18 protein-coding genes and 1 pseudogene are annotated in these 20,616 nt (G+C 64.1%); 6 read left to right on the plus strand and 13 right to left on the minus strand.

Annotated features, from left to right (window positions below; genetic code table 11):
• Nucleotides 1–11: 11 nt before the first annotated feature.
• The 5 genes from PQR54_RS28460 to PQR54_RS28480 all read right to left on the minus strand — a co-directional run bounded on the left by PQR54_RS28460 (nucleotide 12) and on the right by PQR54_RS28480 (nucleotide 6,486).
• Nucleotides 12–1,709 carry an FAD-binding protein gene (locus PQR54_RS28460; protein ID WP_408251542.1) on the minus strand — a complete coding sequence of 566 codons (1,698 nt, stop codon included), beginning with the start codon at nucleotides 1,707–1,709 and terminating at the stop codon, nucleotides 12–14.
• A 17-nt stretch (nucleotides 1,710–1,726) separates the two neighbouring features.
• Nucleotides 1,727–2,245 (minus strand): flavin reductase family protein, encoded by a 519-nt coding sequence (locus PQR54_RS28465; protein ID WP_408251544.1) that lies wholly within the window; start codon nucleotides 2,243–2,245, stop codon nucleotides 1,727–1,729.
• Nucleotides 2,242–4,002: an FAD-dependent oxidoreductase gene (locus tag PQR54_RS28470; protein WP_408251546.1), complete on the minus strand. Its 1,761-nt coding sequence runs from the start codon at nucleotides 4,000–4,002 to the stop codon at nucleotides 2,242–2,244. The genes PQR54_RS28465 and PQR54_RS28470 overlap by 4 nt, the downstream gene beginning before the upstream one ends.
• Before the next feature lie 11 nt (nucleotides 4,003–4,013).
• Entirely contained in the window at nucleotides 4,014–5,207 is a 1,194-nt protein-coding gene (locus tag PQR54_RS28475; protein WP_408251548.1) for a flavin-dependent monooxygenase, read from the minus strand.
• Between the two features lie 124 nt (nucleotides 5,208–5,331).
• Complete coding sequence (locus tag PQR54_RS28480; protein WP_408251550.1) at nucleotides 5,332–6,486, minus strand: LLM class flavin-dependent oxidoreductase; 1,155 nt, start codon at nucleotides 6,484–6,486, stop codon at nucleotides 5,332–5,334.
• Nucleotides 6,487–6,795: 309 nt separating this feature from the next.
• Between PQR54_RS28480 and PQR54_RS28485 the strand changes: the two genes are divergently transcribed.
• On the plus strand, nucleotides 6,796–7,146 hold the full coding sequence (locus PQR54_RS28485; RefSeq protein WP_408251552.1) for a VOC family protein: 351 nt from the start codon (nucleotides 6,796–6,798) through the stop codon (nucleotides 7,144–7,146).
• Nucleotides 7,147–7,216: 70 nt separating this feature from the next.
• Here PQR54_RS28485 and PQR54_RS28490 read toward each other — a convergent pair whose 3' ends face one another.
• Nucleotides 7,217–8,398 (minus strand): helix-turn-helix transcriptional regulator, encoded by a 1,182-nt coding sequence (locus tag PQR54_RS28490; protein ID WP_408251554.1) that lies wholly within the window; start codon nucleotides 8,396–8,398, stop codon nucleotides 7,217–7,219.
• A 270-nt stretch (nucleotides 8,399–8,668) separates the two neighbouring features.
• Between PQR54_RS28490 and PQR54_RS28495 the strand changes: the two genes are divergently transcribed.
• From PQR54_RS28495 to PQR54_RS28510, 4 genes and pseudogenes are all read left to right on the plus strand, one after another.
• The gene (locus tag PQR54_RS28495) at nucleotides 8,669–9,640 is read left to right on the plus strand and encodes an alpha/beta hydrolase (protein WP_408251556.1); all 972 of its coding nucleotides are present in this window, start codon (nucleotides 8,669–8,671) and stop codon (nucleotides 9,638–9,640) included.
• Nucleotides 9,641–9,651: 11 nt separating this feature from the next.
• A complete protein-coding gene (locus PQR54_RS28500; RefSeq protein WP_408251558.1) occupies nucleotides 9,652–10,455 on the plus strand; it encodes an enoyl-CoA hydratase/isomerase family protein in 804 nt (267 codons plus the stop codon).
• A 37-nt stretch (nucleotides 10,456–10,492) separates the two neighbouring features.
• Nucleotides 10,493–11,590 (plus strand): annotated as a pseudogene (ribBA, locus tag PQR54_RS28505) (bifunctional 3,4-dihydroxy-2-butanone-4-phosphate synthase/GTP cyclohydrolase II); the annotation flags it as partial.
• A gap of 109 nt (nucleotides 11,591–11,699) precedes the next feature.
• A complete protein-coding gene (locus tag PQR54_RS28510) occupies nucleotides 11,700–12,566 on the plus strand; it encodes an SDR family NAD(P)-dependent oxidoreductase (RefSeq protein WP_408251560.1) in 867 nt (288 codons plus the stop codon).
• 99 nt (nucleotides 12,567–12,665) lie between these two features.
• On the opposite strand, the gene PQR54_RS28515 is transcribed toward PQR54_RS28510, so the two are convergent.
• The 4 genes from PQR54_RS28515 to PQR54_RS28530 form a co-directional block, all read right to left on the minus strand.
• Entirely contained in the window at nucleotides 12,666–12,956 is a 291-nt protein-coding gene (locus PQR54_RS28515) for a hypothetical protein (protein WP_408251562.1), read from the minus strand.
• Between the two features lie 272 nt (nucleotides 12,957–13,228).
• Nucleotides 13,229–14,644, minus strand: coding sequence for an amidase (locus PQR54_RS28520; RefSeq protein WP_408251564.1), 1,416 nt, complete (start codon nucleotides 14,642–14,644; stop codon nucleotides 13,229–13,231).
• Between the two features lie 56 nt (nucleotides 14,645–14,700).
• Complete coding sequence (locus PQR54_RS28525) at nucleotides 14,701–15,462, minus strand: ABC transporter permease (RefSeq protein WP_106282490.1); 762 nt, start codon at nucleotides 15,460–15,462, stop codon at nucleotides 14,701–14,703.
• Nucleotides 15,459–16,385 (minus strand): ABC transporter ATP-binding protein, encoded by a 927-nt coding sequence (locus tag PQR54_RS28530; RefSeq protein ID WP_408213116.1) that lies wholly within the window; start codon nucleotides 16,383–16,385, stop codon nucleotides 15,459–15,461. Before PQR54_RS28530 ends, PQR54_RS28525 begins: the two co-directional genes overlap by 4 nt.
• 355 nt (nucleotides 16,386–16,740) lie before the next feature.
• On the opposite strand from PQR54_RS28530, the gene PQR54_RS28535 reads away from it, so the two are divergent.
• A complete protein-coding gene (locus PQR54_RS28535) occupies nucleotides 16,741–17,157 on the plus strand; it encodes a hypothetical protein (RefSeq protein WP_408251566.1) in 417 nt (138 codons plus the stop codon).
• Between the two features lie 169 nt (nucleotides 17,158–17,326).
• Here PQR54_RS28535 and PQR54_RS28540 read toward each other — a convergent pair whose 3' ends face one another.
• The 3 genes from PQR54_RS28540 to PQR54_RS28550 all read right to left on the minus strand — a co-directional run bounded on the left by PQR54_RS28540 (nucleotide 17,327) and on the right by PQR54_RS28550 (nucleotide 20,447).
• Nucleotides 17,327–18,928 carry a tannase/feruloyl esterase family alpha/beta hydrolase gene (locus PQR54_RS28540; RefSeq protein ID WP_408251568.1) on the minus strand — a complete coding sequence of 534 codons (1,602 nt, stop codon included), beginning with the start codon at nucleotides 18,926–18,928 and terminating at the stop codon, nucleotides 17,327–17,329.
• A 65-nt stretch (nucleotides 18,929–18,993) separates the two neighbouring features.
• Complete coding sequence (locus tag PQR54_RS28545) at nucleotides 18,994–20,127, minus strand: OpgC domain-containing protein (RefSeq protein ID WP_408251570.1); 1,134 nt, start codon at nucleotides 20,125–20,127, stop codon at nucleotides 18,994–18,996.
• A gap of 191 nt (nucleotides 20,128–20,318) precedes the next feature.
• Nucleotides 20,319–20,447: a hypothetical protein gene (locus PQR54_RS28550; protein ID WP_408251572.1), complete on the minus strand. Its 129-nt coding sequence runs from the start codon at nucleotides 20,445–20,447 to the stop codon at nucleotides 20,319–20,321.
• Between the last annotated feature and the right edge of the window lie 169 nt (nucleotides 20,448–20,616).

The following is a 20,616-nucleotide window of genomic DNA, read 5'->3' on the forward strand; positions in this document are numbered from 1 at the left end:
TCTTGTCAGTGTCAGTCAGTTTCAGTCAGGGAATGGGCGGCGTTCGCGAGAACCACGCCCGCTGCGGCCCGGCCCGCCTGGCGGCCGGACCAGATACAGTCCGCAAGCGAAAGACCGCTCACGTAATGATTCGATGCGAGTCCGCACGCGGCGCGGCCGGCAGCGAACAAACCTTCGACCGGCTCGCCATCGGCGGACAGCACGGCGTTGCTTGTTTCATCGACCCGCAAACCACCGAGCGTGATCGACGGACACGGGAACACGCGGCTGTCGGCCGAGATATCGATTGCGTAATACGGGCCGTATGTGAGCGGTTGCAGCATCGCGGCGGATTTGCCGAATTCGCTATCGCTGCCGTTCAGCGCGGCGGTGTTGTAGCGTACGACGGATCGCGTGAGCACCGCCGGATCGCAACCGATGCGCGTAGCCAACTCCGCCAGCGAGTTGCCGCGCTTACGGCCCGCGAGCATCAGCAGCAGCGCGGGCACGCTTTGAAATGTCCAGAGCTTGCCGCGCACGCACTCGTTGAGCGCCTGCTTGACGAGGCGCGCGTCGAGGATCAGCCAAGCGCGGCCTTCGCGTGTTTCGCACATCGCGTGGCCGAGTGCTGCGCCGTACACTTCCTCGTTGCAGAAACGCTCGCCGTGACGGTCAACGACGCAGCCTTGCGCCCATGCATAGGGCGGATTGATGAAGCGCCACGCGGACACGCGTTCGAGTCGCGCCGCCACACCGCCCGCCGACGCGCCGAGCCGGATGCCGCTGCCATCGCAGCCCGTGGTGCCGAGCCGCCAGTTCGGCAGATAACGCGGCGCGTGCTGCGCCAGCATGGATCGATTGAAGATGAAGCCGCCGGTGCTCAGCACGACCGCATCGGCCTTGATCGTGATAAGTCGGCTTTCGCGCATTTCGATGCGATGCAGCGCGGCGCGCAAGCGGTCCGCCCATGCGGGCATGCCGTTATGCAGAAGTTCGGCCCAACGCGCGAGCCGCCCATGCGCACGCTGCGCGCGGCCTGGCGCCACTTGCCAGACCTGCGCGCCGATCACGCGCCCGCCGCGATCGGTGACGAGCCGCCGGATGCTTGCGTGCCGCAAGGTGTCGATGAACGGCTGCGCTTCGACGGCACGGCGCAGCGTGTCGTAGAGCACACGTCCCGACATGCCGTCGCCGACTACGCGGTGTCCGCGCGGCGCGGGCGTGTGTTTGCGCACGACGTCGCCCACGGCCTCGTTGCCGGAGTAGTACAGGTAGTAACGATTCTGCGGATACGAAGTCTTGCGCGGCGGCACCGACGCGGCGAAGCGCACGCCGAGCCGTTCGAGCCAGCGCAGCATATCGACACTGCCCGCGCAAAAGCGCGCGAGCGTCGCGGCGGACACCGCGTCGCCGACTTCCTGCTGCAGGTACGCGAACATCGCTTCCGGTGTGTCGTCGTAGCCTGCTTCGGTCTGATAGCGCGTGCCGCCGCCCGCATACACCACGCCACCGCTTTTCGCGCTCGCGCCGCCGCCTTCGAAGCGCTCGACGATACGCACCTTTGCTCCCGCCGATGCCGCTTCCAACGCGGCGCACGCGCCCGCCGCGCCGAAGCCCGCGACCAGCACGTCGCAGACATCATCCCAGCGCATGCGCGCGGGATCGTCCACGACGAGCGGCGCATCCACCGGCGTCGCGAAGTCCTGTTGTGCGGACGATGAGTCGTGCATGTCGCGGTGCGCCTCGCTCAAGCCGTCACGCAGCGCGCGGGCGCCGTGGCGGTCGTGTAGATGCCATCCACGTACACGAGCGGATCGACCTCGCCGCTGATCAGCACCTGTTCGACACGGCCGATAAAGATCGCATGCGTGCCATAGTCGAAGCGGCCGTCCTGCGTGCAGATCAGACTGGCCTGCGCATCGAGCAGAAACGGCACGCCCTGCGCCGAGCTTTGCCAGTTACCGGTGGTGAAGCGCTCCTCGCCCTTCAGGCGGCCGCTGCAATCGATCGCGATATGCTGATGCTGCGCCGACAGCACGTTCACGCAGAACGGCACGCCCTGATCGAGCGGAGGAAAGATCGACGAGTTGCGGTTGATGCAGATCAGCAGCGAAGGCGGTTCGGTCGACAGCGAATCGACCGCGGTCGCCGACATCGAATAGCGCCGCTCATCGTCGCTGCAACTGATCACGGCGACCGAGCGCGCGAGACGGCGCATCGCCAGCAACATGTCCGCGCGCAGCGGGTGAGAGTTGAGATCGCTCATGGTGTGACTCCGCGAAGTTCGCTGGTTGAAGCACGGGCGCTGTCCGATGCAACGGGCTCGCCGTCGGCAAGATGATTGGCGGCGATGTAGCCGAAGGTCATCGCCGGGCCCAGTGTCGAGCCTGCGCCCGGATAGCTCGCGCCCACCATCGAGGCGCTGGTGTTGCCGATCGCGTAGAGGCCGGTAATCGGCGAGCCGTCCTCGCGCAGCACGCGGGCCGACGCGTCCGTCAACAGTCCGCCCTTTGTGCCGATGTCGCCCGCGTCGATCCGCACTGCGTAGAACGGGCCGGTTTCGAGTGGTGCGAGACACGGGTTCGGTTTGACGTTCGGGTCGCCGTAGTAGATGTCGAACGCGTTGCCGCCTTTGCCGAACTCTTCATCCACGCCGTTCGCGGCGTAGCGATTCATCTTCGCCGCTGTGTCGCGCAGGCCTTGCGCATCCACGCCGATTTTCGCGGCCAATGCATCCAGCGACTCGGCCTTGTAAAGCAGCGAACGGAACGGCGCGGGAATGCGCGAGTCGGGCATCATCGCGCCGGGCATGATCGGCCCGCACGGATATTGATGGCGAAACCGTGCGTCGAACACCATCCACGCCGGCACGCTGGCGCCCGTCTGCGCATGGTCGCGATACATCGCCGGGACGAACTCCGAATACGGCGCCGCTTCGTTGACAAAGCGCTTGCCGAGTCCGTTGACGACCACACATCCAGGCAAGTTGCGCTCCACGAACAACGCGCGCTGCTTTTCCTCATGATCGACGTGCACGGTCGGCGCGCCCCATACGTGCTCCATCAACGCGACGCGCGCGCCGAGTTGCATGCCGGCGGCGATCGCGTCACCCGTGTTGTGCGGCGGCGTGGCGCTCCATTGCGCTTGCGTCGGGCGCGGCAGAAAACGCTCGCGCATCGCCTGATTCCGTTCGAAGCCGCCGGCCGCGAGAATCACGCCGCGTTTGGCCAGCACGCGCACGCGCTGGCCTCCGTATTCGATCACTACGCCCGTCACACGGCCGTCGGTTTCGAGCAGTTCACGCATGGGCGAATTCAGCCACAGCGGCACGTTGCGATCGAGCAAGGCGCGGCGCAAACCGCCCACGAGCGCATTGCCGAGCGTCAGCCGCCGATCGCGTCGCGAGTGAAAACGCGCACGCCAATCGAACCAGTAGCGGCCGAATTGCTTCAACGCGAGGCCGATATACCCCGGTGCTTTCGACAACAGCACATGCGCTTCTTTCGACGTGACCGCGACGCGGCCGCCGATCAGCGTGCCCGGCGAGGGCAGGCGCAGCCGCGCGAATTCCGCGCCGAGGGATGCGCCATCCACCGGCAACGGATCGAGCGCGCGATAGCCCGGCATCGAGCCCGGCAGATGCTGAAAGTAGTCCGCGTATTTCGGCAACGACTCGTAACGCACCGGCGTATTCGCTTCGACATAGCGCAGCATTTCCGGCGCGACGTCGAGGTAAACGTCCAGTCTGTCCGACGCGGTCAGGCCTTTCGTGCACGCATCGAGATAGGTGCGCGCCGCTTCACGCGTGTCGGTCGCGCCGAGTTCGGCGATATGGTGATTGCACGGAATCCAGATGCCGCCGCCCGACACTGCCGACGTGCCGCCGTATACCTCGCTCTTTTCGATCACCACAACCGAAAGACCCCGGTCAGCCGCGCGGCACGCGGCCAGCATGCCACCCGCGCCGGAGCCGACCACCACCACGTCGAACACCTGCGTCTGCTGCGATTGCTGTTCGCTCATGAGCGCGTCCGTCAGATGAAGAAATCGGTGTTCGGACGTCCCAGCATCACGGCGCCGAGATTCTGACCGAAGCGGTCGACGTTATTCGCGTAGTGCGCGCGCGCCGCATGCAGATCGAGGAAACGCCGCACCAGCGGATTGCGGTTGTAGATGCCGTTGCCGCCCGCGTAGCGCAACAGTGCGTTGGCGGCCTGCGCGCAACGCTCCGCGACCTGCGCGGATTGATAGCGAAACAGCACGCGCCGTTCGATCGACACTTCAGGGCCGCCGTTAGCGGCTGCCATCAGTTCGACAAAATTGCGCTTGAGCAATAGCTTCATTTCGTCGAGCGCTACCGACGCGCTGGCGCAGGCCGTTTGCGCGCCCGTATCGTCGGTGGTCTTCGCGCCGCTGTTGGCGCTCACGCGCGTGGCGGCGTACGCGGTGAAATCGTCGAGCGCGCCTTGCAATGCGCCGATGCAGGCCGTGCAGACTGCGCGCACGAATATCTGTGCGAACGGCAGATGAAACAACGGCGCGTCGTTGAGCGCGAGGCCGGGGCTCGTGCCCATCATCCCGTCGATGGCTTTGTGCGTGCGGTAGTCCGGCACGAATGCATCGTTCACCACGATGTCGTGACTGCCGGTCGCGCGCAAGCCCAGCACGTCCCAGTCCTGCTGGATCGTGTAATCGCTCTTCGGCAGCAGAAAGGTGCGGTATTCCGGCGGCTCGCCGTCTTTGGCCGGTGGCACCAGCGCGCCGAGAAACACCCAGTCGCACAATTCGCTGCCGCTCGAAAACTTCCAATGGCCCGACAGCCGGAAGCCGCCTTCGACGGGCGTCACGCGTCCCACCGGCATATAGGTGGACGCGATCAGCGTGCTTTGATCCTTGCCCCACACATCTTCTTGCGCGCGTTCGTCGAACAGCGCGAGCTGCCAGTTGTGCACGCCAACCACGCCGTACACCCAGGCGCTCGACATGCAACCGCGCGCCACCGCCATCTGAATCTCGAAGAAGGTTTGCGGGTCGAGTTCGTAGCCGCCATAGCGTTTCGGCTGCAATACCTTGAACAGTCCGGCCGCCTGAAAATCGGCCACTGTTTCGGCGGGAATGCGCCCGTTAGCCTCGGCTTGCGCGGCGCGGCCGGCCAACACCGGCGCGAGCGCTTCGGCACGGGCGATCAGTTCGGCGGCAAGGGCGTTCGAGTCGTTGTCGCGATGCACGGCTGTCTCCTGGGTCTACGCGAGAGGTTTCGCGCTTGTTCTGTTGGGTTCATCTTCGAGGCGCGGCGGGCGCGTCGCATCGTCTGAAGGGACTAGCGACGCGCCGGTTCAGGCGTCAGCGCCGTTACGCCACGGCCTGCGCCTTCTCTTTGCCCGCCTTCACGCGGTTGAAATAAGGAATCACGTGCTCGCCGATATTGCGGATCGTTTCGAGCTGCGCTTCCTGCGGCACGGTGCCCATCTGGCAAAGGAACAGCACCTCGTCCACGCCCGCTTCCATCAAGCGCCCCACGTAGCCGATGCAGTCGTCCACGGTGCCGTACGCGTGGTTGGGGTTCATCATCGAAAGGGCCGGGTCGCTGAAATCGACCACCACCTCTTCCGAAGCGAAGCGCGAACGGATCACCATTTCGCCGGTATTGCCCTTCACGAGATCGTCGCCCCAGCTCGACGGATCAGGACGCTCGCCGCCCGTATACCAGTACGCGAGCGACTCCATGAAATAGCGCTGCCCGCGAATGCCGATCTTGCGCGCCTGCTGGCCATCGCTCATTACCACCGTCGGGCACAGCGCGGCCAGATGCTGGGTCGGACGAAAGCCGACCTGGTCTTCGGGCTTGCGCGTTGCCCAGGCTTCGCGATAGATCGCGTTCTTCTTCGCCACTTCATCGGGGCCGCCGAAACCGAGCACCAGTGCGCCGAGGCCGCGCTGTCCGGCGCGCAGCAGGCCGTCGTTGTTGGTGCACGCCATGTACATCGGCGGATGCGGGTCCTGGAACGGCTTCGGGTGAATCGGTCGCTTAGGAATCTTGATGTATTTGCCGTCGTGCTCGATCTCGTCCTGCACGAACATCTTCGGCACGAGGTACATGGATTCGTCGATCATCGGCTGCAGCTCGGCGAGATCGTAGCCGAAGGCACCGGCTTCCTGCTGGCTGCCGCCCTTGCCGACGCCGAAATGCACGCGGCCGCCGGACAGGATGTCGAGCAGGGCGACTCGCTCCGCCACCTTGATCGGATGGTTCATCGCGGGCGGCAGGCAGATCACGCCGTGGCCGAGGCCGATTCGCGTGGTACGTCCCGCCAGATACGCGAGAAAGGTTTCCGGCGCGCTCATGTGCGCGTAGTTGGTCAGCGACGTGTGTTCGACGCACCATACGGTATCGAAACCCATCTGCTCGGCGAGGAGCGCCTGCTCGACGGTCTCCTTGAATACCCGGTGATCGCCTTCCCGCGAAGCGTCCGTGGTCTGGGCTTCGTAGATCAGAGAAAACTTCATTGCGTGCGTCTCCATGAATTTTGGACTGTGCTGAAACGGGCGGTCCGCCCGCGACCCGGCGATGAACCTCTCGCGAAGATCGTGACGGTCCACGGAATGGAGTTTCAGATCGCGCGTGCTTGCCGGCATCGTCTATTTGGATTAACGGCGCGCGCTTTGATGTGGACGCTTTGATCGAAGGCGTTGCGCGCCGGTTTTTCGCGTGCGGGCTAGTCCGATTGGACCTCGTGCGGCGCGTGTGCGTGGCGCACGATCGAAGCGCTGTGCAACGACGATGCAACGATGCTCAACCGATGGGAGTGCAATGCAATGAAGGCTTCGATGATGCTGTACCCGGTCGATACGATCGACGAGGCGCTGCCGCTCTTTGTCGACGGGCTGGGACTGGCGGTGAAATTCCGCGACGGCGAGCGCTACTGCGCGCTCGATGGCGGCGCACTGACCGTGGCGCTGGTGGCGGGCGAGGAAAGGATCGTCGAGCGCGCGGCGCTGGTGTTTCGTGTCGACGAAAACGACGACCTGTATGCGGCGATGGCACGCGTCGTGGCGGCCGGTGCTTCAGTGAGGGTGCCGGTGCAGCAAGGTCCGCACGAATGGCGCGCTGTGTTGGAGGACAAACACGGCGCGTTGCTGGTGTTGTCGCAGAAGCGCGTGGGTTGATACGCGCTTGATACGTTGCAGCGCCCGCCGCGCGTAAGAAAAGCGCGGCGGGGCATGCAACGCCAAAGGGCTAACCGAGCGGCACCACGCTGCCCAGCAGAATCCGCACGAGCGTCGCCTGACGCGTCACACCGGTCTTCGAGAAAATCGCTCGCAAATGCGCGCGCGCGGTGTTCTTGCTGATGCCCAGTTCGTCGGCGGCTTCTTCCAGCGTCAAGCCATTGGTCAACAGCAAGGCGAGCGACGTCTCCGCCGGCGTGAGATCGAACAGCTTGCGCACGATCTCCTGCGAACCCTGCGACTTGCGATCCGGATCGCGCAGGAACAGCACCGTCGCCGGGCGGCGCTTGTTGTCCTCCGACCAGTCCGAGAGCGGAATCGTGCGCACCAGCACGCCGAGTCGCGGCTTGTCGCAACCGCGTGTGATCGGCATGGCTTCGACGATCGGCGCGGCGGTGCCGAAGTGGCCCATCAGCGCATGACGCACGAGGCGCTGCAGATTGCGGTTCTCCTGAGCGTCGGTGGCCTCGACATGGCCATGCAGGATACGCAGCCCATTGGCCTGCGCGAGAATTTCGTCGGCCACGCTGTTGGTGCGCATGATTGCGCCGCTCTCGTCGAGCGTGACCGTGCCCACCAGCATCCGGTCGATCGCGCTCGCATACAGCGTGCGCTCCGATTCGACGATGTCGAGCCGCGAGTGCAGTTCGACCGCTCGACGCAAATGCGGCAGCAGGAGCGCGCAAAACGCCTTGTCGCGTGCGGAAAAATGCGTCGCGCCATGACTGCGGCACACGCGGAAACGGCATTCCACGCCGGACTCCGTGCGCAGATCCGCGCCCATGATGTAGCGGATATCCGCCGGCTTCAGGAACTGCTTGTACAGCTCGCTGGTGAGCCAGCCGGTGTCGCCGAAAACTTCGTCGACCGTCACCACGCGTTCGGCGGGCAAGCCGACGAACGGGTCGAGCGAATAGTAGTAGTTGTTGTACGACGCTTCGCCCGGCACGCCCGGCCCGGTTTCCGACGCATGCACCATCAGGCCGCGCCGATCGCTCGAAGGCGAACGCAGAATCAGCGTCGCATAGCTCGCGCCGAGCGAGGTGCGGATCAGTTCCAGCGCACTGGCCCACGGCGTGGCTTCGAGCGGGCCCTGATAAATACGCGCGGCAAGTTCACTGAACTGCGCCACGCTCATGTCCGCGAGTTCGCCCGCGGACTGACCCTCTTCAGGGGCCCATTTTGTCTCCATCAACACGCTCCGTCCTCCATGCGACTTTGCATCGCGACGCCAAGCTTACGGGGCGCTCCGGCTGCTGGCATCGGTGGAACTACTTAGCTGAGGGAAGTTTCGCTGAGCGTGCAAATGAACTCTCGTCCAATCGGACGATGCCCCCGTCACGGCGCCGCGCTTCAATGCAATCGGCGCTTACAGGCGCGGCCATTCGCTCGTCGCGTGGCCCGCGCTCGCTTTGCAATACCCGGTATAGCCGCTTTCATAACAGCCTTCTCAGGAGACCCGATGGCGCTCGATCCCCAGGCGCAGGCCGTTCTCGCCGCCTTCGCCGGCATGCCCGCGCTCGACTTCACGCAACTCAGCGCGCCCGCTTACCGCGCGATGATCGCTGCGGGCGGCGCTTTTGCACCCGGCGATAAGGTCGCGGCTGAAGAAGATCTGCTGATTCCCACGGCGAACGGTTCGATTGCCGCGCGTCTTTACCGGCCTGTGCAGGCGGCCGCAAGTGGCGGCGTCGATCGCGACGCATTGCTGCCGCTCACCGTGTTTTTTCACGGCGGCGGCTTCGTAGCCTGCGGGCTCGATACACACGCAAACCTGTGCCGCTGCCTCGCGCAACGGGCGCAAAGCGTGGTGCTCTCCGTCGATTACCGGCTCGCGCCCGAAGCGCGCTTCCCAGCCGCCGCGCACGATGCGCTCGACGCCGTGCGCTGGGCCGCCGCCAATGCGGCCGATCTGCGCGTGCGCGCCGGTACGCTGGCTGTCGCCGGCGATAGCGCGGGCGGCAATCTCGCCGCGGTAGTAGCACAACAGTTGCGTGATTGCGGCGTGAATATCGCGCACCAGTTGCTGCTTTATCCGGTGGTGGATTGCGCAACGGAACATCCGTCATATGAATCGATGGGTACTGGCTACTTCCTGAGCGCGGACCAGATGCGCTGGTTCAAGGACCAGTATTTCGACAACGGCGCCGATCGCGCGAATCCGCTCGCCAGCCCGCTCGCCGCCGCCGATCTCAGCGGCGTGGCGAGCGCCACCATTATCAGCGCCGAGTACGACCCGCTGCGCGATGAAGCCGAACACTACGCGCGCCGGCTCGCACAAGCCGGCGTGCTGACCACCCACATGCGCTGGCCTGGCCAGATGCATGGCTTTGCCAGCCTGCTCGGCGTGCTCGATGCCGCCGATCACGCAATCACGATAGCCGCGCGCGCGTTGTATTGCGCGCTGCGTGTCGAGCCTTTCGTACTTCGTTGATCCGACCTGACATGACAGCATTGATTCGCCTCGCGGCCGAAGACGGCATCGCGACGCTCACGTTCGACCGCCCCGACGCCTTGAACGCTCTGAACGAAGCCATGGCAACCGAACTGAACGCCAAGCTCACACGCCTCGCGCATCACGACGAAATCCGCGCCATCGTGCTTACAGGCGCCGGCGACGCCTTCATGGCGGGCGGCGATTTGCAGGCCATGCGCGCCGCCCTCGATGCCCAACCGGCGGCCCGCGACCGCGCGATCGGCAAACTCGTGCGGCTCGCGCAAACCGTGGTCGCGACCATCACGAGTTCGCGCAAGCCGGTGATTGCGAGCATCAACGGCGCGGTCGCGGGCTTCGGTTTGAGCCTCGTGGCGGCCTGCGACCTGGCTATCGCCGCGCAACGCGCTACATTCAAGTCGGCTTATGGCCGCATCGGCACCTCGCCCGACGGCGGCGCCACATACATGCTGCCGCGCGCGCTCGGCGCGAGGCAAGCCGCGCAGTGGCTGTATCTGGACGAACCCCACACGGCCGATGAAGCGCTGCGTGCCGGCCTCGTCAACTGGGTCGTAGCGGACGACGAACTCGTCACGGCCACGCGCTCGCTGCTCAAACGCATGGGCGCGCTCGCGCCGGATGCCTTCGCACACACCAAGGATCTGCTGCTGCACGCGCCGCAGCGTAGCTTCGGCGAGCATCTGTACGCGGAGCAGCGCAGCTTCCTGCACTGCGCGGCCGGCGACGATTTCCGCGAAGGCATCGACGCGTTTTTCGGCAGACGTCCCCCCGTTTTCGGCTCCGGCGCACGCTGACGCCGTTTGTGTTCTTCACCCCGCACGGATCACCACGATGAAACTGGCCACCACCGACGAAATCGTCGCCGAACTGAAAGCCGGCCGCATGATCATTCTGGTCGACGAGGAAGATCGCGAGAACGAAGGCGATCTGCTGATCGCCGCCGATCACGTCACGCCCGAGGCGATCAATTTCATGGCGCGCTTCGGACGCGGCCTCGTATGCCTGACGCTGGCCGCCGAACATTGCGAGCGGCTGAAGCTCACGCCGATGGCGCAACAGAACGGCACGCAATACGGCACCGCGTTCACCATCAGCATCGAAGCTGCGCAAGGCGTGACCACCGGCATCTCCGCAGCCGACCGCGCGCACACGATCCGTACCGCGATTCACGCCGACGTGCGCGCCGAGCATCTGGTGCAGCCGGGTCACGTGTTCCCGATTGCGGCGCGTGCGGGCGGCGTGCTGGTGCGAGCCGGACACACGGAAGCCGGTTGCGATCTCACCGCGCTCGCCGGCCTGACGCCTGCCGCCGTGATCTGCGAGATCATGAACGACGACGGCACCATGGCGCGCCTGCCGCAACTGATCGAATTCGCCGGACTCCACAAACTGAAGATCGGCACCATCGCCGATCTGATCCACTATCGCAGCATCAACGAATCGCTCGTGGAGCGTGTCGGCGAGCGGCCGCTGCACACGCCGTGGGGACCGTTCCGTGCGATCCAGTATCGCGACACCGTGCGCGCTTCCACGCATCTCGCGCTGGTGCGCGGCAACCCGCTGCCCGAAGTGCCGGTGCTGACGCGCGTGCACGAATGTTTCTCGCTGCTCGATCTGCTCGATGCCGAGCCGTCCGCGCATTCGTGGCCGCTGCACGCGGCATTGCAAAAGATCGACGCGGCCGGATGCGGCGTGGCGGTGCTGCTCGATTGCGACATGCATGCCGACGCGAGCCGCAGTACGCCGGGCGCCACCACTCGCAAGGATGGACGCCTGTCGGGCATCGGCTCGCAGATTTTGCGCGATCTCGGCGTGCGCAGACTGAACGTGCTGTCGAGTCCATTCAGACTGCCGGCGCTTTCGGGCCACGACCTGGAAATCATGGCGTTCATTCCTCTGGGCGAAGCGGATCTCGACAATCCGCATGCGTTCGAATCCACGCCACAAAAGGCCGGCGTTCGTCACTCTTTCGCACCGACACAGGTAGGCACTCGCAACGCTTCGTCCGAACTCCACACTACTTCCTGCTGAATCCTCCATGACTGCACGGACACAACCCTACGTCGCCCTCGTCACCGGCGCGTCGCGCGGCGCGGGCAAGGGCATCGCTCTCGCGCTCGCGGCAACTGGCGCAACCGTCTACGTGACCGGCCGCACGCAACGCGAAGGCGACGCGCCCTTGCCCGGCACGGTGCACGCGACAGCAATCGAAATCGACAAACTGGGCGGCAAAGGCATCGCCCTGACCTGCGATCATGCCGATGACCAGCAAGTCGCCGAAGTCTTCGAACATATTCGCCATGCCAGCGGGCGGCTGGATATTCTCGTCAACAACGCCACCACGTTGCACGATGAGCTGATCCGCGCCGCGCCGTTCTGGGAGAAGCCGCTCGAACTCGTCGATATCCTCGACGTCGGCTTGCGATCCGCGTATGTGGCGAGCTGGCACGCCGCGCAAATGATGGCCGCGCAGGGCAGCGGCTTGATCGCGTTCACGTCGTCGTTCGGCGCGAGTTGCTATATGCACGGCGCGGCCTATGGCGCGCAGAAAGCGGGCGTCGATAAATTCGCCAAGGATATGGCCGTCGATCTGAAACCGTATGGCGTGGCCGCAGTGTCGATCTGGATGGGCATGTTGCAAACGGAGCGCACCGCGCGCGTGATCGCCGCGCATCCCGAGCAATATGCGGGGTTCAGCGAACTGGCGGAGACGCCGCAGTTCACCGGGCGTCTGATCGACGCGCTGTATCGCGATCCGCAACGAATGCAAAAGTCGGGCATGGTGCTGGTCGGCGCTGAGTTGGCTCACGAGTACGGCGTCACCGAACTCGACGGACGGCGGCCGCCGTCGCATCGTGAAGCATTGGGCGGGCCGGTGCAGGCGCATCCGGCTATTGTTGCCTGATACGTAGCCTTGGGCATGCAGCGAGGTTCGATAGTGTCCATGCAAGCACCGTATCGAACCAAGCCTCGTTGCGCTCGACATAAACACGCGCGCTTTGCGCTAAACACCGCTCACCACCATCGCGAACACGACCGCCGCGCCGCCTACCGCGCCGAGGAACGTGAAGCACTGCTCGTCCGCGCCTGAACGGCGCGCCCACACTCGGCCTGCCAGCGCGGCCAGTCCGGTGATGCCGAGAAACAGCGACAACGACGAGCCCGCCGTGCACACCATGCCGGGAAATTCGTCGCTCCATGCGCACGCGTATAACTGCCGCACCGACACGCCGATCACGCCGATCGCCACCAGCAAACCGGCTACCAGTCCATCGCGCTGAATTCTCGCTTTCATTTTGCCGCCCTCCTGCCTCATGCCTGTCTCCGTGCCTGTCCATGCTCGCGGCCTGAATGCCTGCCGCACGGCGTTTTTGTCGCAATAGGGCGCGCCACGATCGAGGCTGCGCCGCTTGCCGGTTCATACGGACATTGACGGTGATTCGGCGCGCACGGGCATCGTCCGGACGGACTAAGGGGGATTGCGGAGGAAGTAAAACGAGGTCGCGGACGTGACGGCGAGCGCCGTCACGTCGGGTCAACGCAGTGAGATCGACGTGGTGACGACGTTCACAAGACTTGCGGCTTGCCGGTGGCCCAGGTGCCGATTATCTCTTCGATCGCGCGCGCCGCGGAAAGCAATGCCGCCTCGCCACGCGGTTTGCCGACGATCTGAATACCGACAGGCAGCCCGCTCGCGCTCATGCCGCACGGAATCGCGATGACCGGCATGCCGGTGAGCGTCAGCGCATACGTGATGGCGAGCCAGTCGATGTAGGTCTCGAAATGCTGGCCGACCGCGTCGCGGATATCGCGTGCTTCAACCGGGAACGGCAGCACGATCGAGGCCGGACAGATCAGCACGTCATGGCGCTGCAACAGCGCATTCAGCTTGTAGAAGAGTTCTGCGCGAGTGCGTTGCGCCGAACGCATCGCGCGGTTATCCAACTGCAGACCGAACTCGATATTCCAGATCACGTTGGGATTCAGCACGTCGCGGTGTTGCGCCAGCACGTCTTCGTAATTCGTCGCGTAGGCAAGGCCGCGTAGCGTGTGGAACGCCTGCGTCGCCGCGCTCAGATCGAGATCGTTCTCCTCGACGCTGACGCCATCCGTCGACAGCCGTTCCATTGTCTTGCGGCAGATCGCCAGGATTTCCGGCTCGACGGTGGCGATGCCGAGCCCTTCGCTGAACGCAACACGCGCCGGACGTTGCGGCCGCCGCGCATACTCCAGGAACGAGGTCGCCGGCTCACGCAGCGACAACGGCGCGCTCTCGACTTCGCCGCACATCGCGTCGAGCAGCAGCGCCGCGTCGGTGACGTTGCGCGCCATCGGTCCGTGAATGCCGAGCGTGTCGTAAGGATTGGCGGCCGGACCGTACGCGACCCGGCCCGGCGTCGGCCGCAAGCCGACTACGCCGCAGAAAGCCGATGGCGTGCGCAGCGATCCCGCCAGATCCGAGCCCTGCGCGACCCACGCTGTGCCCGACGCCAGCGCGGCCGCCGCGCCGCCGGACGAACCGCCCGCCGAAAGCGCCGGGTTCCAGGGATTGCGCGTCACGCCGAACACGCTGTTATACGTATGGCCGCCGGAGCCGAACTCCGGCGTGTTGGATTTTGCGTAGACCACGCCGCCGCGTGCTTCGAGCAAGGTCACGCCGGCATCCGACGTTTCCGGCACACGGTCGCGATAAACCAGCGACCCGCGCGTGGTGCGCACGCCGGCTACGTCGGTCAAATCCTTGATCGGCACCGGCAGGCCGCACAGCAAGCCGCGCTCGGCCACGGGCTTTTTCAGCAGCGCATCGGCATGAGCGTGCGCGCGCTCGAAACACAGCGTGGGCAGCGCGTTGACCTGCGGCTCGACGCGCCCCACCTGCGCGGCAAGCGTGTCGAGCAGGTCGTGCGGACTCACCGCTTCCTCGCGCAACAGATCGACGACTTCGCACGCGCTTCGCTCAATCAGACTGAGATCGACTGACATAGTGGCTATCGGCTCCGTGTTAGGGGTGTCGGGAGTTTCGCATGACAAGCGGACTATCAGGTCTTGAGCCGGTAACCGGTCTTGAAGATCCACGCAACGATCAACAAGAACACCGCCAAAAACAGTGCGGTCATGCCGAGACTCACCTCGACATTCACATCGGCGAGACCATAGAAGCTCCAGCGAAAGCCGCTAACCAGATAGACGATCGGATTGAACAGCGTCACGACCTTCCAGAACGGCGGCAGCATATTGACCGCATAGAAACTGCCGCCCAGAAAAGTCAGCGGCGTGATGATCAAAAGCGGCACGAGTTGCAGCTTCTCGAAGCTATCCGCCCAGATGCCGATAATGAAACCGAGCAGACTGAACGTCACCGCCGTGAGCACGAGAAACAGGATCATCCAGAACGGATGCTGCACTTGCAGCGGCACGAACAAGCCCGCGGTCGCGAGAATGATCAGCCCGAGCAGAATCGATTTGGTGGCCGCCGCGCCCACATAACTGACGACGATTTCCAGATACGACACCGGCGCCGACAACAACTCGTAGATCGTGCCGGTAAAGCGCGGAAAGTAAATCCCGAACGACGCATTCGAAATGCTTTGCGATAGCAGCGACAGCATGATCAAACCCGGCACGATGAACGCGCCGTAACTGATGCCGTCCACTTCCTTGATGCGCGAACCGATCGCCGCGCCGAACACGACGAAGTAAAGCGAAGTCGAAATCACCGGCGCGATGATGCTCTGCATCAGCGTGCGCCAGGTGCGCGCCATCTCGAACTTGTAGATCGCGCGAATCGCGTAGATGTTCATTGGTTACCTCGGAGCAGACTGACGAAGATGTCTTCGAGCGAACTTTGGGTGGTGTGCAGGTCCTTGAAGCGGATGCCGGCGTCGTCGAGTGCTTTGAGCAGCGCGATGATGTCGGTGCGTCCGCCCTCGCCTTCGTAGGTGTAGATCAGCTCGTTGCCGCCCTTCGCGACGTCGAGCCCGTAGCCCGCGAGCGAGGCCGGAACTTGCGCGAGCGGACTCTCCAGTTGCAGCGTCAACTGCTTCTTGCCGAGCTTGCGCATCAACTCCGTTTTCTCTTCGACCAGCATGATTTCACCCGCGCTGATCACGCCGATGCGGTCGGCCATTTCCTCAGCCTCGTCGATATAGTGCGTGGTGAGGATGATCGTCACACCGCTCTCGGCGAGCGAGCGCACCAGCTTCCACATGTCGCGGCGCAGCTCCACGTCCACGCCGGCGGTCGGTTCGTCGAGGAACAGCACACGCGGCTCGTGTGAGAGCGCCTTGGCGATCAGCACGCGCCGTTTCATGCCGCCCGACAGCGTGATGATCTTGCTATCGCGCTTTTCCCACAGCGACAGGTCGCGCAACACCTTTTCGACGTAGGCCGGGTTTTTCGGCTTGCCGAACAGCCCGCGGCTGAACGAGACGGTCGCCCAGACGGTTTCGAAGGAGTCGGTGGTCAACTCCTGCGGCACGAGGCCGATCAGCGAGCGCGCGCCGCGATAGTCGGTCGCGATGTCGCGGCCGTCCACCGTCACGCTGCCGGCGCTGGCGTTGACAATGCCGCAAATGATGCTGATGAGAGTCGTTTTGCCCGCGCCGTTCGGCCCGAGCAAAGCGAAGATTTCCCCGCGGTTGATCGCCAGATTGATGTTTTTAAGGGCATGAAAACCGGTGGCATAGGTTTTCGACAGGTTCGTGACTGAGACGATTGGCTGCATGGAATCGACGATGGCAGACACCGTTGTTTAATTAGAGGGAGCGATGCTAAAGCACAATCGCACCCGCAATGTAAAGGAAAGTGGGAAAGCGTGCAGCGCATCGCGGCAGTGGGACGGAAACGCGTAGGGTTGCGACGAGAAAAGAGCTGCGCCGTGCTGCAGTGCAAAATAGTTCGGTTTCCAAATCGGTTTGGTCACGCGGCCCCGGGAACGCCTCATGCTCGATTCCCAGCATGCTGCCGCGTACATCTCGGTCAAGCGAAAGGCTTACACGAGGCACACCGCTTGCGCAGTCCAATGCATGTGAGCGACAAGCGCTTGCGTGACATTAAACCGACTCTATGGAGGTTGAACCATGAAACGCATTACCAGGACTATTTTCGCTTCGGCGCTCGTGATGGCTTTGTCGGGCGGCGCGTATGCGCAAGCTGGCGGTGGCGGTGGCGGCGCGGGTGGCGGTGCGGGCGGTGGCGGCACCGGCGTGGGTGCGGGCGGCGGCACGACCGGCGGCGCTGGTGGTACAGCCACGCCTGGCGTGGGCGCCGGGTCGATGAAGAGCCCGGGCGAGTCGGGCTACGGCTCGCCGGGTGTGACCGGCACCGGCGGCGGTATGGGCACCGGCACTGGCGCGACACCCAATAGCCCGTCGATGAACCGCTCTAACAGCGGCATGAGCAATGGCATGAACAAAGGCACCAATAAAGGCATGAGCAACGGGACCGGCAATGGCATGAACAATGGTGCCGGCGGCACGACGCAGAACGGCCAGTAAAACAGGCTGTTGTTGGAGATTGACTGGTCAGTTTCGACCGGGGCGACGGCGCCGATGCAAGGCATCGCCGCCCTCTTTTTTGAAGTGCAGATCACGCGTTGATCCACCGGGGGCTCCGATCACGCACGCGTGTCATTCCCTTTCGAGGCATTTTTTTAAGAACTACCGCTCACGGCTCCGCGCAAACAAAACTATTGGCGGAATTCACATTGCCCTTGCCGACATAGCGCGGAAACAGCGGATAGCGGCACAGCGGACGTGAGCGCCCGTTAGTCGCCGCCGCGATATCGGTTGCCGTCAAGGTCTCGGGCGATACCCCGCGCGTCACCCAGTTATCGAGCGCGCCCAGCAGATCGACCGATGGAATGAACACGCCGCTGCCATGCTGGAATCCCGGCACCATGTACAAGCGCATGAAACTATTGACCTGGTCGATGCCGAACCGGTCGACCAGTTTTTCGTAATAGGCGATGGTCTGGTTCGGGCTGATGACTTCGTCGGCGAGGCCCTGCAGCGTGATGAGCTTGCCGCCGCGCGCGATGTAGCGTGTGAGGTCGGGGTTCATCGCGCCGATCGTCTGCGACAGCGCGATAAGTTGCGGGCGATATTTGCCGGGGTGTTGCGTATCGAACCTGAGCGAGTCGAAGCCGGCGTCCCGCGCGACGAAGTAGCGGATATAGCCGTCGCCTTGCGCGAACAGGTAGCCGTTGGCGAAGAAAGTCGGCACCGGCAAGCGCTCCGGCTGATGCGCGAGGCCGAGCAGACCGGTCAGATGCGTGCCCTGAAAAATGTTGTAGCCGCTATAGCCGTCGACATCCCACGCCAGACGGTAGGGCAACGAGAGTCCGTCGCGCATCACGAGCAAGGTGGAAAGCTGCGTGTTCGTGAGGCATTCATCGTGCGAAGGCGTACGTCCGCTGCAACGCAGCGAGTCGATGATCTCTGCCTCGCGCTCACGGCATCCAGCAACATCGCTGACAATGCCGTCCGCCGCGCCGTCGAGCCGGTCGCACGTGGCGAGCGTGCGTTGATAGACGTGTTCGAGCAGCATCGGCGGAATGAAGCCGCCGGGCGTGCTGTATTCCGCTTGCCCGAGTTTCACGCCAAGCAGGCGTACGCCCGTGAAATTGAGCGCGGGCGAATTGGCGATCACGCCGTCATAGTCGTCGGGATAGCGCTGCATCACCGTGTAGCCTTCGCGGCCGCCGGTCGAACCGCCGGCGAAATACATGCGTTGCGGCGGCCGGCCGTACGCGCGGGCAATCAGCGCAAGCGCGGCATCGTGCGTTTTCTTCAGATGGGCAAAGCCGAAGTTCGTGACGGCCTCGTCGACGAGGCCGAACACCGCGACCGATGAATCGCCGACATGCCCCGAGTCGTCGCCGAACGTCGCGTAGCCTTGCGCGAGCGGCGCGCGGTTCGGCGAGAACGGCATCACACCGGTGCCGCTCACCACCACGCCGTTATAACCGCCGCCGCCGATCTGCAGCGCGCGGCCGTTCCAGCGGCGCGGCAGATTCAGATCGAAGCGGATATCGGGCGTGGTGGCGTTGAACCCTTTGATGCGGCCGGTAATACGGCAATACTCGCCGCCCTGCTGATTGCCGGGCGCAGTGGCGCTCACCATCGCCGCGCTTTCGATCTGCGCGCCGGCAGTGGGCAACGCAATGAGTTCCGGTTGCAAAACGGCGCCCGCCAATTCCGCGCAGCGCATGGCGAGGGGCGCTTCCTTGAGCGCGGCGAGCGCCGGGTGAGCGGCAAGCCACAACATCGCGCCAACAACGTGGATGACCGCGCGCGAATCTCGCGCGACACGCGCACGGCGACGGCGCGACCTCATCCGTAACCCGCGCCATTGGCGACCGCAGCCGACTTCTGCCCTTTCCAGCCGTTCCAGCCGCGCGCGATCATCAGCACGGCGCCGATCGCGACGAGATCGCCGCCCAGACCGATCAGCACGCCGCGAAAGCCATGAAACATATGCGGCGTCGCCGTATCGACGATCAGCGAAACCAGTGTGCCCGCAACGAAACACACGAGCCCCGTGCGGCCGACGGTGACCACGGCAGGCAGCCGCCGCGCGAGCCACGCGATGCTACCCATGCGCACGAACTGCGCGGCGAGCCAGGCAATGACGATGAAGTTGATCACGCGGTCAGGAGACAGATTCTGTTTAAACGTGCCGGGCAAAGGTTGCGTCAGCACGAAAAGTTTGACGATAGCGAACGCCAGCACCGCGACCACCGCGACTCGCGTGAACCAGTGCGCGGTACGGGTTGCATGAAAGCGCTCGCTGATGGGCTGCACCCGGCAGAGAATCCCGAGTACGAACATCAGTTGCCATGCAAACGGATTAAAAGCCCAGTCGGCCACGTCGTCAATGCTGAATAGTGCGGCCAACGGCCGGGCCAACGCCCAGATCAGCGCGCTCAGGCTCAGCGCCATGAGCGGCGAACGCCGCGCCAAAGGCACCGCGAACGGCACGCTGAGCGCGAAGATCACGTACATTGGCAATACACTCGACAGATAAGGCTGGCGCCGCAGCAGCATGATATCGAAAGCTTCGCGCAGCGGCTGAACCGCGAAAGGCGGCCAGCCAGTGAGGTCCACCATGGGCCGGTTCAGATTCAGCGTAGCGAGAATGGCGCCGGACAGCAGCGTCAATACCGCCGTCAACAGATAGGCACGGTAGATTTCCCAGCAGCGCCTGACAAAGCGCATCTTCGCCGCGTTCTCACCGCGGCCCGCGAGTACCGCCGTATACGCCGCCGCCGACGCATAGCCGCCGAGAAACACGAACACTTCCGCCGAATCGCACAACGCGTAGGCATGCAGCATCAGATGCGACAGCGTGCTGCCGGGAATGTGATCCAGCACGATGACGATCAGCACGACGCCGCGGAAGAAGTCCACTTCGATCGAGCGCCCTCCAGGGGGACTTCCACCGGGGCGGCCGCGACGGGTTTCCATTCAGGTTCTCGCAGGAGAGACGCACGCATGCCGCGCGTCGTTTTTCGTAGGAACACCATGACAATAAAACGTTCCCAGCGAGGCTGCGCTGCCCCGCCGCGCGCGCTGACAACCCGCCTCTAATTTCAAATCACGTGGCGGCGATTTGAAATTCCGTTGTCGGCATGCGGTAATACTGAGTCATTACGCCTTCAGTTCGCGGCAAGATTTGCGGCATTAATTCGCCACACGCGCGGGCGATCGGTAATCAGCGCGGAAAATAAATCGCTGAATGCGATGCGCGATTTTTTTTGCTTTTTTTCATCGTAGGATGGTTTCATGCACGCCCGTCGGACCTCGCGCGTTTCGCGCGATGCCACCTTTCGACGGCGGCCACTCATGTGGACCGGACACGCGGCCCGCCGATCCGCGATCGGCTAGTACGCCAAGCGTCATTGCGACGCCTTCTACTCGCCACGGCCGACCCGAGCGTCACCGATGCGCGCCGGT

The organism is Paraburkholderia phytofirmans, assembly GCF_046028095.1.
In the GTDB taxonomy this organism is placed as follows: Bacteria; Pseudomonadota; Gammaproteobacteria; order Burkholderiales; family Burkholderiaceae; genus Paraburkholderia; species Paraburkholderia phytofirmans_A.

Coding starts and splice junctions, on each gene's coding strand:
- PQR54_RS28460 (WP_408251542.1), bottom strand. CDS start 1,709: ATGCACGACTCATCGTCCGCACAACAGGACTTCGCGACGCCGGTGGAT.
- PQR54_RS28465 (WP_408251544.1), bottom strand. CDS start 2,245: ATGAGCGATCTCAACTCTCACCCGCTGCGCGCGGACATGTTGCTGGCG.
- PQR54_RS28470 (WP_408251546.1), bottom strand. CDS start 4,002: ATGAGCGAACAGCAATCGCAGCAGACGCAGGTGTTCGACGTGGTGGTG.
- PQR54_RS28480 (WP_408251550.1), bottom strand. CDS start 6,486: ATGAAGTTTTCTCTGATCTACGAAGCCCAGACCACGGACGCTTCGCGG.
- PQR54_RS28485 (WP_408251552.1), top strand. CDS start 6,796: ATGAAGGCTTCGATGATGCTGTACCCGGTCGATACGATCGACGAGGCG.
- PQR54_RS28490 (WP_408251554.1), bottom strand. CDS start 8,398: ATGGAGACAAAATGGGCCCCTGAAGAGGGTCAGTCCGCGGGCGAACTC.
- PQR54_RS28495 (WP_408251556.1), top strand. CDS start 8,669: ATGGCGCTCGATCCCCAGGCGCAGGCCGTTCTCGCCGCCTTCGCCGGC.
- PQR54_RS28500 (WP_408251558.1), top strand. CDS start 9,652: ATGACAGCATTGATTCGCCTCGCGGCCGAAGACGGCATCGCGACGCTC.
- PQR54_RS28510 (WP_408251560.1), top strand. CDS start 11,700: ATGACTGCACGGACACAACCCTACGTCGCCCTCGTCACCGGCGCGTCG.
- PQR54_RS28515 (WP_408251562.1), bottom strand. CDS start 12,956: ATGAAAGCGAGAATTCAGCGCGATGGACTGGTAGCCGGTTTGCTGGTG.
- PQR54_RS28520 (WP_408251564.1), bottom strand. CDS start 14,644: ATGTCAGTCGATCTCAGTCTGATTGAGCGAAGCGCGTGCGAAGTCGTC.
- PQR54_RS28525 (WP_106282490.1), bottom strand. CDS start 15,462: ATGAACATCTACGCGATTCGCGCGATCTACAAGTTCGAGATGGCGCGC.
- PQR54_RS28530 (WP_408213116.1), bottom strand. CDS start 16,385: ATGCAGCCAATCGTCTCAGTCACGAACCTGTCGAAAACCTATGCCACC.
- PQR54_RS28535 (WP_408251566.1), top strand. CDS start 16,741: ATGAAACGCATTACCAGGACTATTTTCGCTTCGGCGCTCGTGATGGCT.
- PQR54_RS28540 (WP_408251568.1), bottom strand. CDS start 18,928: ATGTTGTGGCTTGCCGCTCACCCGGCGCTCGCCGCGCTCAAGGAAGCG.
- PQR54_RS28545 (WP_408251570.1), bottom strand. CDS start 20,127: ATGGAAACCCGTCGCGGCCGCCCCGGTGGAAGTCCCCCTGGAGGGCGC.
- PQR54_RS28550 (WP_408251572.1), bottom strand. CDS start 20,447: ATGAAACCATCCTACGATGAAAAAAAGCAAAAAAAATCGCGCATCGCA.